13 protein-coding genes are annotated in these 15,232 nt (G+C 36.1%); 1 reads left to right on the top strand and 12 read right to left on the bottom strand.

Annotated features, from left to right (window positions below; all coding sequences use genetic code 11):
* Nucleotides 1-463: IS30 family transposase (locus ACEN4N_RS07335; RefSeq protein ID WP_407093958.1), on the top strand; the 463-nt coding region annotated here is incomplete at its 5' end.
* A 181-nt stretch (nt 464-644) separates the two neighbouring features.
* Here ACEN4N_RS07335 and ACEN4N_RS07330 read toward each other — a convergent pair.
* From ACEN4N_RS07330 to infB, 12 genes are all read right to left on the bottom strand, one after another.
* Entirely contained in the window at nt 645-827 is a 183-nt protein-coding gene (locus tag ACEN4N_RS07330; protein WP_407090846.1) for an LPXTG cell wall anchor domain-containing protein, read from the bottom strand.
* Between the two features lie 58 nt (nt 828-885).
* The gene (locus tag ACEN4N_RS07325) at nt 886-2,562 is read right to left on the bottom strand and encodes a formate--tetrahydrofolate ligase (RefSeq protein ID WP_407090847.1); all 1,677 of its coding nucleotides are present in this window, start codon (nt 2,560-2,562) and stop codon (nt 886-888) included.
* Nucleotides 2,563-2,794: 232 nt separating this feature from the next.
* A complete protein-coding gene (gene lepA, locus ACEN4N_RS07320) occupies nt 2,795-4,618 on the bottom strand; it encodes a translation elongation factor 4 (RefSeq protein ID WP_407090848.1) in 1,824 nt (607 codons plus the stop codon).
* A 253-nt stretch (nt 4,619-4,871) separates the two neighbouring features.
* On the bottom strand, nt 4,872-6,020 hold the full coding sequence (gene dnaJ / locus ACEN4N_RS07315) for a molecular chaperone DnaJ (protein WP_407090849.1): 1,149 nt from the start codon (nt 6,018-6,020) through the stop codon (nt 4,872-4,874).
* 107 nt (nt 6,021-6,127) lie between these two features.
* Nucleotides 6,128-7,954: a molecular chaperone DnaK gene (gene dnaK, locus ACEN4N_RS07310; RefSeq protein WP_407090850.1), complete on the bottom strand. Its 1,827-nt coding sequence runs from the start codon at nt 7,952-7,954 to the stop codon at nt 6,128-6,130.
* A gap of 21 nt (nt 7,955-7,975) precedes the next feature.
* A complete protein-coding gene (grpE, locus tag ACEN4N_RS07305) occupies nt 7,976-8,548 on the bottom strand; it encodes a nucleotide exchange factor GrpE (RefSeq protein WP_407093957.1) in 573 nt (190 codons plus the stop codon).
* A 22-nt stretch (nt 8,549-8,570) separates the two neighbouring features.
* A complete protein-coding gene (hrcA, locus tag ACEN4N_RS07300; protein ID WP_407090852.1) occupies nt 8,571-9,587 on the bottom strand; it encodes a heat-inducible transcriptional repressor HrcA in 1,017 nt (338 codons plus the stop codon).
* A gap of 130 nt (nt 9,588-9,717) precedes the next feature.
* Entirely contained in the window at nt 9,718-10,590 is an 873-nt protein-coding gene (locus ACEN4N_RS07295) for a YitT family protein (protein WP_407090853.1), read from the bottom strand.
* A complete protein-coding gene (gene ribF / locus ACEN4N_RS07290; RefSeq protein WP_407093956.1) occupies nt 10,583-11,542 on the bottom strand; it encodes a riboflavin biosynthesis protein RibF in 960 nt (319 codons plus the stop codon). The genes ACEN4N_RS07295 and ribF overlap by 8 nt, the downstream gene beginning before the upstream one ends.
* A gap of 17 nt (nt 11,543-11,559) precedes the next feature.
* On the bottom strand, nt 11,560-12,468 hold the full coding sequence (gene truB / locus ACEN4N_RS07285; protein ID WP_407090855.1) for a tRNA pseudouridine(55) synthase TruB: 909 nt from the start codon (nt 12,466-12,468) through the stop codon (nt 11,560-11,562).
* 138 nt (nt 12,469-12,606) lie between these two features.
* Nucleotides 12,607-12,981, bottom strand: a complete 375-nt coding sequence (gene rbfA, locus ACEN4N_RS07280) for a 30S ribosome-binding factor RbfA (protein WP_407090602.1) — start codon at nt 12,979-12,981, stop codon at nt 12,607-12,609.
* A gap of 21 nt (nt 12,982-13,002) precedes the next feature.
* Nucleotides 13,003-15,219: a translation initiation factor IF-2 gene (infB, locus tag ACEN4N_RS07275; protein WP_407093955.1), complete on the bottom strand. Its 2,217-nt coding sequence runs from the start codon at nt 15,217-15,219 to the stop codon at nt 13,003-13,005.
* Between the last annotated feature and the right edge of the window lie 13 nt (nt 15,220-15,232).

Here is a 15,232-nt window from a genome sequence, read left to right as displayed (position 1 = left end):
TACCATTGTGGGTGTTCACCACAAGAGTGCTGTTATCACGCTAGTAGAGCGTCTTTCCAAAATCATCATCACTTTGAAACCGGATGGCCGCAAAGCCAGTGACATTGAACAGAGGATGAACCAATGGTTGGAATCGATTCCTCGACATTTCTTTAAGTCGATGACGTTTGATTGTGGTAAGGAATTTTCCAATTGGAAAGCATTAAGTAATCAACATGACATTGATATTTATTTTGCCGATCCAGGAACGCCCTCACAGCGAGCTTTGAATGAGAATTCCAATGGTTTATTACGCAGAGACGGACTGCCAAAAGGAATGGACTTTAATCAAGTAGACCAAAGCTTTGTGTCATCGATTGCACACAAACGGAACACGATTCCACGGAAATCCTTACACTACCGAACACCGTTGGAAGTATTTTTGAGTTACTTAGATGAAGCAGTTTTGTCTAGCTTAATTTGACAAATCAAAATGGAATATAATACGAGAAAAATTTTTTAAGCATTGTATAACTCCTCTGACATAAAATCTTAACCCATTCTACCTGAATTCAATTGGCTTTTCAAAGTTAAAAAATTAAAAAGCATGGCTCTGAATTAATTCAAAGACCATGCATTAATATTTAAACTTTCTTATCTTTAGCTTACTTTTTCTTTCTTGATGAAACCACTAACCAAATCCCAGCAACAACTGCAATTGCTGCAATTAAGATAAATATCCAACTATTAGACTCACCTGTGTTAGGTAAAGTTGACATTGCTTGGACTTTAGTAGGAACAAAAAGTAATATAGTTAATATTAAGCTAAATAAAGTTTCTTTTTTCATAAATTTACCCCTCATCTTTAAGAAATGGATCACACTATAATAATTATATGTAATATGCTTAAAATAAGCCAGTGATATTCCCTTCCTTATCGACATCAATACTTTCTGCAGACGGTTTTTTTGGTAAACCTGGCATAGTCATAATCGTTCCAGTGATTGCAACGATAAAGCCTGCACCAGCTGAAAGTCGAAGTTCTTTGATCTTAATATCAAAATCCGTCGGTGCGCCAATTAATGATGCTGTGTCTGAAAGTGAATATTGAGTTTTAGCCATACATACTGGAAGCTTACCAAATCCAGCTTGTTCAATTTTTTTTAACTGTTTCATCGCTTTATTTGTGTAGGTTGCGCCCTTGCCTCCGTATACTTTTTGAACTACATGATTGATTTTATCCATTAAAGTCGTATCTAAGTCATAGGCAAATGTCATGTTTGTCTTATTCTCACAAGCTTCAACAACTAATTGAGCTAAGTCTGTCGCGCCTTTACCACCTTGTTCCCAGACTTTCGCTACAGATGCTTTAATACCCCATTCTTGGCAAGCATCCAATATAACTTGAACTTCTGCATCTGTGTCGGTGAAAAAGTGATTAATTCCGACGACTGTATTTAGATTAAAGACATCTTTCATTGTTTGAATATGATGTTTTAAGTTCACTAGTCCTTTTTTTACTGCGATGACATTTTCCTCATTCAGATGCTGTTTTAATACACCGCCATGCATTTTCAGAGCCTTAACAGTTGCTACAACAACGACTGCATCAGGTGCAAGCTCCGCTGTACGGCATTTGATATCAATGAATTTCTCGCCACCAAGATCTGCACCAAAACCGGCTTCAGTTACAGCATAATCTCCATAATGTAAAGCGTGTTTTGTTGCTAATATACTATTACAACCATGAGCTATATTAGCAAAAGGTCCACCATGAATAAACGCTGGGGTATTCTCTAGTGTTTGAACTAAATTTGGTTTAAAGGCATCGACTAATAACGCCGTAACTGCTCCAGAACCTTTTAAGTCATCGACAGTTACAGGTAGGTTATCATGAGTATAAGCCACAATGATTCGGCTGATTCTCTCTTTCAAATCTATTAAATCTTCAGATAAACAAAAGATGGCCATAATCTCTGAAGCCACTGTTATATCATAGCCATCTTCTCGTGGAACCCCATTAGTTGAGCCATTTAATCCATTAACTATATGACGGAGTTGACGATCATTCATATCTACGACACGTTTCCAAGGAATCTTTCTCGTATCAATATTCAAAGAGTTTCCATGATGAATATGATTATCTAATAATGCAGAGATTAAGTTATGTGCTGAAGAAATTGCATGGAAATCACCTGTAAAATGCAGATTAATATCTTCCATCGGAACTACCTGCGCGTAACCGCCTCCTGCTGCCCCACCTTTCATCCCAAAGACAGGTCCTAGGGAAGGTTCTCTTAGTGCCAGGACTGATTTCTTACCGATCTGAGCTAGACCATCAGCTAAGCCTACAGACATAGTTGTCTTCCCTTCACCTGCAGGTGTTGGCGATATAGCTGTAACCAAAACGAGTTTTCCTTTATTTTTTTCAAATTCTTCTTTATTCATATTCACATCAATTTTGGCTTTATAATGTCCATAAGGTATAAACTCTTTCTTGGATATACCTAATTTTTTGGCAATTTCATTTATTGGTTTTTTATCAGATTGCTTTGCGATATCTATATCTGTTAATTGACTCAAATAATCACTCCTAAATTCGTAGTTTTAATTAGTTTAGTATATCATAGAAGACTGTTTTCAATTGCTTATAACCAATGAACTTATACTAATAATACTCAATCATTCGTTTATTCAATATAAAATTATAGTTTCTTAAATTATCATTTTATATTGAACGCTAGTTTAATCCTTATTCACGCAATTTGGGCAAAAAAATAGACAACCCGTTAAGGAAGTCTACTTTAAAAATATATTAATCTTCGTCCATAGAAAGTACTGCCATGAAAGCTTCTTGTGGTATTTCCACACTACCGACAGACTTCATACGTTTCTTACCTTCTTTTTGTTTCTCTAATAGTTTTTTACGACGAGAAACGTCTCCACCATATAATTTGGCAGTTACATCTTTACGGTAAGCTTTAATTGTCGTACGCGCAATAACCTTATTACCAATAGTCGCTTGTACCGGAATTTCAAACATCTGACGAGGTATGATTTCCTTCAATTTACTTGCTAACTCTTTTCCACGGTTGAAAGCAAAGTCACGGTGAACAATCGTACTAAAGGCATCAATAATTTCTCCATTAAGAAGAATATCAAGCTTCACTAAGTTTGATTGTTTGTAACCAATCACTTCATATTCTAACGACGCATAACCTTTAGTATTTGATTTTAATTTATCAAAGAAATCAAAGATGATTTCAGCCATTGGCATTTCGTATACAACGTTAACACGATACTCATCAAGATAATCCATTGTTAGGAAGTTACCACGTTTACGTTCACAAAGATCCATTACCGCTCCAACATAATCATTTGGTACCATGATCGTTGATTTAACGTAAGGTTCTAAGATTTTATCAACTTCTGTGTTATCTGGCATCATAGATGGGTTATCCACGATGATTGTCTCACCGTCTGTTTTGACCACTTCATAGATTACTGAAGGTGCAGTCATAATCAAATCTAAGCCAAATTCACGTTCTAAACGTTCTTGAATTACATCCATATGTAATAAGCCTAGGAACCCTGTTCTGTAACCAAAACCTAACGCTTGAGACGTTTCAGGTTCAAATTGCAGTGCCGCATCGTTTAATTGTAATCTTTCAAGCGATTCTCTTAAATCATTATAGTCACTTGAATCAACTGGATATAAACCAGCATAAACCATTGGATTTAATTTACGGTATCCTGGCAATGCTTCTTCCGTTGGATTGTTAGCTAATGTGATGGTATCACCAACACGGGTATCTTGAATTGTTTTGATGTTCGCTGTGACATAACCAACATCCCCGGCCATTAAGAAATCACGTTGAATTGGTGATGGTGAGAATATTCCTACTTCAACAACTTCGAATTCTTTCCCATTGCTCATTAATTTCATGCGCTCACCGGGGCGTATAACACCTTCCATGACACGAATGTTTAAAACAACACCACGGTAACTGTCATAGGCCGAATCGAAGATTAATGCTTTAAGCGGTGCATCCACATCACCTTGTGGTTCTGGAACTTTCTCAACAATTTGTTCTAAAATATCTTCAATACCAATTCCAGATTTTGCACTTGCGTGAACTGCTTCAGATGCATCAATACCAATAATATCTTCAATTTCAAGTTGAACACGTTCGGGATCTGCTGCAGGTAAATCAATTTTATTAATTACAGGTAAAATTTCTAAATCATTGTCTAAGGCTAGGTAAACATTCGCCAATGTTTGAGCTTCTATCCCTTGAGCTGCATCGACAACTAATAAAGCACCCTCACAGGCTGCTAATGAACGAGAAACTTCATATGTAAAATCGACGTGACCAGGTGTATCAATTAAATGGAAGATATAATCTTCGCCATCTTTTGCTTTATATGTTAATTCAATCGCATTTAATTTGATTGTTATTCCACGCTCACGCTCAAGATCCATTGAATCCAATAATTGAGCTTGCATATCACGGTCAGCCACAGAATGGGTCTGTTGTAAAATACGGTCTGCTAAAGTCGATTTACCGTGGTCAATATGGGCAACAATCGAGAAATTTCTTATTCTTTTTTTTCTTTCTCTCATTTCATTTATATTCATAAATCCTTCACTTCCTTTATAGCCAAATGGCTTACCTACAAAAATACTCACACTTAATCATACCAAAAAACATTGAATATTGATAGGCTCCAGCTCTCTTTTTTTAATTAATTATCTAATCATAAAAATACAATTTAAAAGAGAAGTAAATCTTGTAATAGATATTCATTAATCTAAAATTAGTAAAAAAAAAAGGAGACAATTCAGGCACAATAACTAGCCTGAGTCGCCTCCTAATAATACTTACATTAAATTACTTATCGAACATGTCGCGCATTTTGTCAAAAAATCCACCTTCATTATTCGCACGAACCGCTTGACCAGATTCTTCAGCTAATCTTTGGAATAATTCGCGTTCTTTTTCTGACAATTTTGTAGGTGTTTTAACTGTCACTTTAACGTGTTGATCTCCCGTGAAGTTACCTCTTAGACTAGGTGCACCCTTACCTTTAAGTCGGAAACTTGTACCTGTTTGTGTACCACCAGGTACTTTTAATTTCACTTTTCCGTGAACAGTCGGTACAGTAATTTCATCACCTAAGGCAGCTTGAACGAATGAAATTGGTAATTCATAATAAATTTCAGTTCCGTCACGTTCATATTCCTCACTTGGTTGTACTCTAAAGACTACGTAAAGGTCTCCATAAGGTCCACCATTTTGACCAGCTTCTCCTTGTCCTGATAAACGAATTTGTTGGTCAGTTTCTACTCCGGCTGGAACAGTTACTTTAACTGAATGCTCTTTAGCTTCAATTCCTGCACCATGACACGTTTGACATTTCTCTTTAATTTCTTGGCCAGTTCCTGAACAAACATCACAAGCTCTTTGAGTCATAACACGACCAAATGGTGTGTTTTGCTCTACTTGAACAGCTCCAGATCCATGACATTTAGAACATGTTACTGGACTTGTTCCTGGTTTAGCACCTGAACCATGACACGTATGACATTCTTCATTACGGTTGTATTTAATTGTTGTTTCTTTTCCGAAGATTGCTTCTTCAAAAGTTAATGTCACACGGTATTGTAAGTCGCTTCCACGTGTTGGTGCGTTTGGACTTTGACGCGAAGCACCTGAGCCTCCGAAGAATTGTTCGAAGATATCTTCAAAGCCAAATCCTGCGCCACCATAACTTCCACCACCGAAGCCACCGCCAAATCCGCCACCAAAGTTCGGATCATTAGCCGCATGTCCATACTGATCATAAGCAGCACGTTTTTGCGAATCACTTAGTACTTCATATGCTTCAGAAACTTCTTTAAATTTAACTTCTGCGCCTTCATCTTTGTTAATATCTGGGTGATATTTTTTTGATAATTTACGATAGGCTTTCTTTATCTCTGCATCGGATGCATCTCGAGATACGCCAAGCACTTCATAATAATCACGCTTCTCTGCCATAAACTACCTCCTTCTAGAAATAATCATAAGTCTGTTTATATAAAAAGCCAAGGGTATTGATGCCCTCGGCTAAAAATTAACATCATAATGTAATCATTTTATAAAAATTACTCTTCGTCGTCAACTTCCTCATACTCAGCATCTACAACACTGTCATCTTCAGCTGTTTCACCAGAAGCATCTGCTTGAGCTTGTTGTTCAGCAGCTGCTTGTTCATACAGTTTAACGGTCAAGTTTTGAACAACTTCATTTAAAGCGTCGCGTTTTTCTTTCATAGCTTCTAAATCGTTCTCGTCGATTGCTGCTTGTAACTCATCACGAGCTGCTTCTGCTTGTTTAACTTCTTCTTCTGATACTTTATCTTTCAAGTCTTCTAACGTTTTGTTAGTTGTAAAGATTAATTGATCTACTTCGTTACGTAAATCTGCTTCTTCACGACGTTGTTTATCTAATTCAGCATTCGCTTCTGCATCTTTAACCATTTGATCAATTTCTTCATCTGTAAGACCTGATGATGATTTGATTGTAATTGTTTGTTCTTTTTGAGTTCCTAAGTCTTTAGCACTTACGTTAACGATACCGTTTTTATCAATATCGAATGAAACTTCAATTTGTGGAACACCACGTGGTGCTGCAGGAATATCTGTTAATTGGAATCTACCTAAAGTTTTGTTGTCTTGAGCCATTTCACGCTCACCTTGTAATACATGTACATCTACTGCTGGTTGGTTATCCGCTGCTGTAGAGAATACTTGTGATTTACTTGTAGGAATCGTTGTATTACGGTCGATTAATTTAGTGAAGATTCCACCCATTGTTTCGATACCTAATGATAATGGTGTTACGTCAAGTAAGACAATATCTTTAACATCACCAGAGATAACTCCACCTTGGATAGCAGCACCCATCGCTACTACTTCATCAGGGTTTACTGATTTATTTGGTTCTTTACCAGTTTCTTTACGTACTGCTTCAACTACTGCTGGAATACGAGTTGATCCACCAACTAAGATAACTTGGTCGATTTCGTTTTTGTCAACGCCAGCATCTTTTAATGCTTGTCGAACAGGGTTTTTAGTACGTTCTACTAATTCGTGTGTTAATTCGTCGAATTTAGCGCGACTTAAAGAAGTTTCTAAGTGTAACGGACCAGCATCTGATGCTGTGATGAATGGTAAGCTAATTTGTGTAGATGTTACACCTGATAAATCTTTTTTAGCTTTTTCAGCTGCGTCTTTAAGACGTTGTGCTGCCATTTTATCTTTAGTTAAGTCAATGCCGTTTTCTTTTTTGAATTCAGCTGCTAAGTATTCGATAATTTTGTCGTCAAAGTCATCTCCACCTAGGCTATTATCACCTGAAGTTGAAAGAACATCAAAGACTCCGTCTCCTAATTCAAGGATTGAAACGTCGAATGTTCCTCCCCCTAAGTCGAATACTAAGATTTTTTCTTCGCTATCAGTTTTATCTAATCCATATGCTAAAGCAGCTGCAGTTGGCTCGTTAACGATACGTTCAACTTCTAAACCAGCGATTTTACCAGCATCTTTAGTTGCTTGACGTTGTGAGTCGTTGAAGTATGCAGGTACTGTAATAACTGCTTTATCAACCTTTTCACCTAAGTAGTCTTCTGCATAACTTTTAATGTATTGTAATGTCATCGCAGAGATTTCTTGAGGAGTATATTCTTTATCTCCCATAGTTACTTTATAATTGTCACCCATGTGACGTTTAATTGAACTTACTGTATCTGGGTTTGTTACTGCTTGACGTTTAGCAACTTCCCCTACTTGAATTTCATCATTTTTTAAAGCTACAACAGATGGTGTTGTACGGTTACCTTCTGGATTTGGAATAATTTTAGCTTCTCCACCTTCAAGAACCGCTACAGCAGAGTTTGTTGTACCTAAGTCAATACCAATAATTTTAGCCATATTACATTTCTCCTTTTAATTTTATTCTGATACGATAACCATTGCCGGTCTAATGACACGATTATCAATTCGATATCCTTTTTGTAACACTTGAATCACATGATTACTTTCTTGTCCTTCTCCCGCAGGCATGACACTTACTGCTTGGTGGAAGTTTGGATCAAATTCTTCATTCAATGGATCAATTGTTTCAATTTTTTCTTTTTCAAACGCATTTTTGAATTGGTTATGAACCATTTCAACACCTTTTTTAAGTACTTCGCCATCTTCCGATGTCGTTTCCGTTTGTAGAGCTCTTTCTAAGTTATCAATAACTTCTAAGAGTGATGACGCTAAGTTTTGCGATCTAAATTTTGCTGCTTCAGATCTTTCTCTTGAATTAATACGACGCATATTAGCTATCTCAGCTTGTAGGCGTAATATCTTGTCATCTAGTTCTTCGTTTTCTTGTTTTAATTTATCTAATTCTGATACCTCTTGAGTTTCTTCTTCAGAAACTTCGGGTGTATCAGACGTTGTCTCTTCTGATGTCTCTGGTTCGATAATTTCTACAGACTCATCAACAACATTGTTATTTTTTTCGTTATCTGTCAATTGACACCCTCCTTCATTTATATTATTGAATCGATAATTTGTTAATCATCACTTCTAATAACGCAATTACTTTTTCATAGGACATTGTTGTAGGTCCAAGTAATCCTAATATTATTTTTTGGTTTTCATTGACAAACGATCCAGTAAGAAGATTAATATTCGCTAAGCTATCAGCTAAAAACTCATAACCAAACAAAATATTAATACCTTCTTCTTGTTCTTCAAGTAAATGATGCATTTCCCTTGAACCATCAATGAGTTCAAAGAGATTTTTCAATGCTTCTCTACTTGTTTGTCCATCGATTAAATCAAAGAGATTACTTTTCCCACTAATGTAATAGCGGTGTCCTTTTATGTGGTGCATTGATTTTTCAATCAACGGAGAGAAATCTAATTGATATCCTGTTAAACGTTGAGTTAATAAAGGTATTCCTAACTTCATTCTTTGATAGGCATCTTCAAGTACAACCCCTTTGAGTTCATCATTTATCATCTCAACTAACTTTGTAATATCATCTTTTGAAAGTGATACTTTTAATTCAATTTGCTCGCTTTCTATATTCCCCTTATCTGTCATAAGGATAGAAATATAACGCGTCCGATCAATTGGTACTAATTTAAATTCTTCGAAATAATGCGATTCTTTATTTTGCCCTAGTACCACTGCTGTAAAACCAGTCAATGAAACTAATATATCTGCACAAAGTTGTGTTAATTGTAACGGACTATAATGTTTCGCTTGAGTCAACTCTTCAAAATTAGCGTCATCATCAAGAAATGGTAATTCTTTGTCCTCCTGATGAATAATCCCATCAATATAATAACGATAACCATCAATAGATGGTATACGGCCACTAGAAGTATGTGGCTTCATTAGCAAGCCTTGCTGTTCTAACACGACCATATCATTACGTATTGTTGCAGGACTCACTTTTAAGTAACTCTCTCGAAGTAAAGTTTTTGAGCCAATGGGTTCTTCAAATTGTCTATAAAGTTGTATGATTAAATTAAGAACTTCTTGTTGCCTTGGTGTCAACATTTTCTCACCCCACTTATTAGCACTTAAGTTATCTGAGTGCTAACTGTTATTATAATACATCCTCCTAGGATAATTGTCAAGGGTTTTACAGAAATTAATCAAAAAAAATAGCACTCTTATATTAAGAGTGCTAGATTACTTCATTTTCTTCTATATTATGTGATTGGTCACGGTTAAACGTGAAGCCTTCACCTAGAACTTGCTGAATTCCCGTCACTGTTACAAAGGCATTTGAATCAATCTCATTTATGATTCTTTGGACTTTAATTAACTGAATTCGATTAATAACGACATATAGTACTTCTTTTTCAGCTTTAGAATAATATCCGTAACCTTTTAGTACTGTAATCCCACGGTCAACTCGCTTCATAATTTCTTCAGCAATTTCATCATGTTTATTTGATACAACCATGATCGCTTTCTTAGGATTATACCCCTCCATGACGAAGTTTAAAATCTTACTTGTAATATATAATGATATTAAAGTCAGTAAGCCTTTTTCTAAACCGATGACAATTGTTAGTGGAATGACAATCAAAACGTCAAGAATCAACAAAGCAATAGAAACTTGCAAGCCCAAATATTTATTAATGATTAAGGCAATAATATCAACGCCTGCTGTCGTCCCGTGTCCTAAAATAACAATTCCGATTCCCAATCCAATTAAAAATCCACTGGCTAATGGTCCTAATAATGAATTCGTTGGAATAAAACTAGGTAGGAATACGAATTCTAAGAATAATGACATGGATATAATTGCGACAATCGTATAAAAGATTGTCTCCTTTTCGAGAAACCTCCAACCGATCAACATAATAACCGCATTGATTATAAAGTTACTCAATGCAGGACTAATGTCAAATATATAGAACAATAAGAGTGTGATACCCGTTACGCCACCTTCACCAAGTTGGTTTGGAATGACTATTGAATTAACGGCGATTGAAAAGATAAATGTCCCGATTAACACAAGGGCTAGGTTTTTGATCACTGTTTTATACATCTCGACCACCACCTAGATTTTTGAAATAAAGACGGGTGTTATCTTCATCAATTTTCAATTGGTCGATCAATTCATCGACACTATTAAATTTATATTCTCCACGTAAATAATGATGCCATCTAACTCTGACTTTATCACCATAAATCATTTGATTAAAATCTAAAATGTAAACTTCGCACGTTAAATCATGATTATCGTAGAACGTAATATTATGACCAATAGATGCGCTACCTAGATGCCAAGTATCGCCTATCTTAATTTCAACGGCATAAACGCCTATTCCAGGAAGCAGTTGCGGATGTGGGACTTTGATATTAGCTGTTGGATATCCTAATGTACGTCCTACTTTTTCACCATGAATAACTGTACCGTATATTTCATAAATATAGCCCAAATCCTGGTTGGCTTGCTCCATATCGCCTTGGTAAACGAGTTCTTTAATTCGAGTCGTTGCTACTTTGGAAAAGTGTGATGCTAATTCCTCAACTTCAATGACATCAAAGCGCTCAGCAGCATGAATGGGTAAAGTTTGCATATTCGCGATGTCTTTTTTTCCATAAGTATAATCAAAACCTGCCACCGCAACTTCGGTATGCAAATCGACTAAGTACTTTTCAACGAATTCTTGCGGCGTTTGAGTACCAAAAGCGAATGTATATTCAACAATGTATAAAATATCCACTTCAAATTCTTCCATTAGTTCCGCTTTTCGCTTATTCGTTGTTAAGTAATGAAATGAATCTAAATTAAGATCTTCATAAACTATTCTAGGATGTTGATTAAACGTCATTAGAGCTAGTTTAATTCCTCTTTTTTCTGCTTCTTCTCTTGCTCTTTTTATTACTTTTTGATGACCTAAATGAACGCCATCAAAAAATCCTAAAGTCATGACTACAGGTTCATTTGATATTTCTTTTGAATCGTAAGGATGACTTAAGTGTACTATCTTCATTTAGAATCTCCTTTCATTTAAACGAACATTTTGTATGGTTTTATATATAGTTCTTTTTCTGGATGCTGACGATAAAGCGCGATAATTTTATCATTATAATAGAAAGCGATTGGCTCTTGAAAATCCTGCTCAAAATCGCTTTTCAAGAGTACTTGTCCATTTTTTACCTTGTCATATAATTCATCGTCTAAATCAGTTTTGGGAACATGCTTCAATGCTGTCTCAATTGTAGCCACTTTATCATTGATTTCTTCATTATCTATTAACGTTTGTATTTCTTCAAGTGTATAGCTCTCAAAATCTGAAAAACCACTTGTTTCTAATCTTGTTAATTTCGACATATGTGCAGGATATCCCAACTTCTTCCCTAAATCGACAGCTAAAGTTCTAACGTAAGTTCCTTTGCCGCAATCTACTTTGAATTTCCATGATTGAGTACCACTTTCTTGATTATACACGGGTTGACCATCGCGTTCAAACGAATGGATGATCGTATTTCGGATTGGGCGTTCCACCTCTAAGCCTTCTCGAGCATACTCATATAATCTTCGACCATTCACTTTCACTGCTGAATACATCGGTGGTATTTGTTCAATGACACCTTCAAATGTTGACATTGCTTTATCGATTTCTTCAATTGAAACAGGCTGTACAACCGCTTTATGGTCAACAACTTCACCGTGGGCATCTTCGGTTTCTGTTGACATACCAAGGGTAATCTCTCCGTAATATACTTTAGGTGAGTCCATCAGCAATTCAACTAAGCGAGTTCCTTTTCCTAAACAAACTACTAGAACGCCATCTACTTCTGGATCGAGCGTTCCAGTATGTCCAATTTTTTTCATTTTTAACATTTTTCGCAATTTAAACACCACATCATGACTTGTCATGCCTCTAGGTTTCCAAACCGCTAAAATCCCATTTATCATAATTAACTCCTTATTATAAAATCTTTTCGACACTTGATTATATCAAATTTCCACCATAACCGCTATTCTATATGAATTGATTGGAAATGCAAAAAACCATTCAAATCACAAATGTGACTTGAATGGTTTAAGTCTTTACGCTTCGTTGTCACTTTCTTCGTTATAGTCCACTTTAATTTGGTTTAATAACGAATCAATATGACTACCGTAATCAATTGAACGATCACGTTCAAATTTAATTTCCGGTGTTTTATATAAAGTTAATTTCTTACCTAAATCTCTACGAACTTTACCTGTAATAGCATCAAGACCTCTTTGAGTCTTTTGTCTCTCACCAGCTTTATCCGATAAAGTACTATAGTAAATTGTCGCTTGTTGTAAATCTCCAGTAACATTTACATCGGTAATTGTTACCCCTTCAACACGTGGATCTTTAATTTCTAATAATAAGATATTATTAACTTCACGCAATATTTCTTGTCTAACTCTACCTGCACGGTATTTTGCCATAGTATCGTCCTCCTTAAAAGGTTATCTTTCTATTTCAACCATATGGAATGCTTCGATAACGTCATCCATTTTAACATCGTTATAGTTTTCAATCATGATACCACATTCATAGCCTTTAGCTACTTGTTTTGCATCATCTTGGAATCGTTTCAAGCTTGCGATTTCACCTTCAAATATTACAATGTTATCACGAATTAAACGAACTTGACTATCACGAGCAATGTAGCCATCAGTAACGAATGAACCAGCAATCGTACCTAATTTAGACACTGTAAATGTCTCACGTACAAGCGCTTGACCTTGAACTTCTTCTTCATATTCTGGGTCTAGCATACCTTTCATGGCTGTTTCTATTTCTTCAATAGCGTCATAAATTACACGATATTGTCTAATATCGACAACTTCAGAATCTGCTTGTAGACGCGCTTGTGGTGTTGGGCGAACGTTAAATCCAATCACAATCGCACCTGAAGCAGCGGCTAATGAAATGTCACTTTCATTAATTGCTCCAACGGCTTGGTGAACTACATTTACACGCACACCTTCAACTTCAATTTTTTGTAAGCTTGCAGATAATGCTTCAGCTGAACCTTGCACATCGGCTTTAATAATCACGTTAACTGATTTTAATTCGCCTTCTTGTAATGATTCAAATAAGTTATCTAAAGTTACTTTCTTTGTTAAACTACGTTGAGCTTCTTGAGCTTCTTGTGCACGTTGTTCACCGGCTTGACGTGCAGTTTTCTCATCTTCGAATACTACGAATAAGTCACCCGCTTGTGGTGCTGTTTGTAAACCAGTAATCTCAACAGGAGTGGCTGGTCCAGCTGTACGGATACGTCGTCCGATATCGTTAACCATTGTTCTAACACGGCCATACGTATTACCAACAACGATCGGATCTCCAACATTTAAAGTACCATCTTGTACTAATAACGTAGCTGTTGCACCTTGGTTTTTATCAAGACGTGCTTCGATAACTGACCCTAATGCTAAACGGTCAGGGTTAGCTTTCAGTTCTTGAACTTCTGATACTAGTACAATCATTTCTAATAATTCTTCAATATTTTGATTGAATTTCGCTGAGATTTCGACAAAGATGTTGTCTCCACCCCAATCCTCAGAAATAATTCCGTGTTCAGATAACTCTTGTTTTACACGGTCTGGATTTGCTGTTGGTTTATCAATTTTGTTCACAGCGATAATAATTGGTACATCGGCAGCTTTCGCATGGTTAATCGCCTCAACTGTCTGTGGCATTACACCGTCATCGGCAGCTACAACAATAATTGCAATATCCGTTACATCCGCTCCACGAGCACGCATAGTTGTGAAAGCCTCATGTCCAGGTGTATCTAAGAATGTAATAATATTGTCGTCTTCAGTTTCAACTTGGTAAGCACCAATATGTTGAGTAATCCCACCAGCTTCACCTTCTGTAACACGTGAATGACGTAATTGGTCAAGTAATGTTGTTTTACCGTGGTCAACGTGACCCATAATTGTAACAACAGCTGGGCGAATTGTTAATTTAGCTTCATCTTGTTCTTCTTCGAAGTACACATCTAAATCAGATACATCAACAACAACTTTTTCTTCTGGTTCTACACCATATTCAAGCGCGATTAATTCGATCACATCTTTTGAAAGTGCTTGGTTTTGGTTAGCCATAACACCGTTCATCATTAATTTTTTAATGATTTCAGATGCATCTCGATGCAACATTTTAGCAATTTCTTGAATATTTGTTCCTTCAGAATACACTAATTTTTCTGGTAAATCTTTATGTTTACGTTGTGTAATCCCTTTAGAATCAGTGTTCTTGAAATTCTTGTTCCCTTTACCGCGACGGTTGCGTCGATTACGGCGTCCAGGTTGATTAGATGATTTATTGTTATTAGAAGCGTTCTTATTTGAGTTGTTATTCTGCTTAGTATTCGTTTTAGATTCCTCTTTTTTATGTTGATTTTGTTTTGCTTGGTTTTTATCCGATGCTTTTTTATTCGTATTTTGAGAAGTGTTTGAACCTTTTTTATTTGCCTCTTTCGAGTTTGTTTCTGGTTTTTCGGATTTCTTATTGTTTTTATTACTAATAATATTATTCAGTTGCTTTTCTTGCTCTTCAGAAATTGAAGACATATGGCTACCGAATTCCATGCCTTTTGACTTAGCCATAGTTAGTAGCTCTTTACTTGTCAGATCATGTTCTTTTGCATATTCATATACGCGTTTAGTCATGTAATCACCTTCC

It is taken from the genome of Ruoffia sp. FAM 20857, assembly GCF_045528645.1.
GTDB lineage: Bacteria > Bacillota > Bacilli > Lactobacillales > Aerococcaceae > Ruoffia > Ruoffia halotolerans.
The sequence above is the reverse complement of the archived record's forward strand: the minus strand, read 5'-3'. Positions and strand labels throughout refer to the sequence as shown.

Bases quoted from the DNA above. Each gene is read 5' to 3' on its own strand.
- ACEN4N_RS07330 (WP_407090846.1), bottom strand. From the start codon at position 827: ATGAAAAAAGAAACTTTATTTAGCTTAATATTAACTATATTACTTTTT.
- lepA (WP_407090848.1), bottom strand. From the start codon at position 4,618: ATGAATATAAATGAAATGAGAGAAAGAAAAAAAAGAATAAGAAATTTC.
- dnaJ (WP_407090849.1), bottom strand. From the start codon at position 6,020: ATGGCAGAGAAGCGTGATTATTATGAAGTGCTTGGCGTATCTCGAGAT.
- dnaK (WP_407090850.1), bottom strand. From the start codon at position 7,954: ATGGCTAAAATTATTGGTATTGACTTAGGTACAACAAACTCTGCTGTA.
- hrcA (WP_407090852.1), bottom strand. From the start codon at position 9,587: ATGTTGACACCAAGGCAACAAGAAGTTCTTAATTTAATCATACAACTT.
- ACEN4N_RS07295 (WP_407090853.1), bottom strand. From the start codon at position 10,590: ATGTATAAAACAGTGATCAAAAACCTAGCCCTTGTGTTAATCGGGACA.
- ribF (WP_407093956.1), bottom strand. From the start codon at position 11,542: ATGAAGATAGTACACTTAAGTCATCCTTACGATTCAAAAGAAATATCA.
- rbfA (WP_407090602.1), bottom strand. From the start codon at position 12,981: ATGGCAAAATACCGTGCAGGTAGAGTTAGACAAGAAATATTGCGTGAA.
- infB (WP_407093955.1), bottom strand. From the start codon at position 15,219: ATGACTAAACGCGTATATGAATATGCAAAAGAACATGATCTGACAAGT.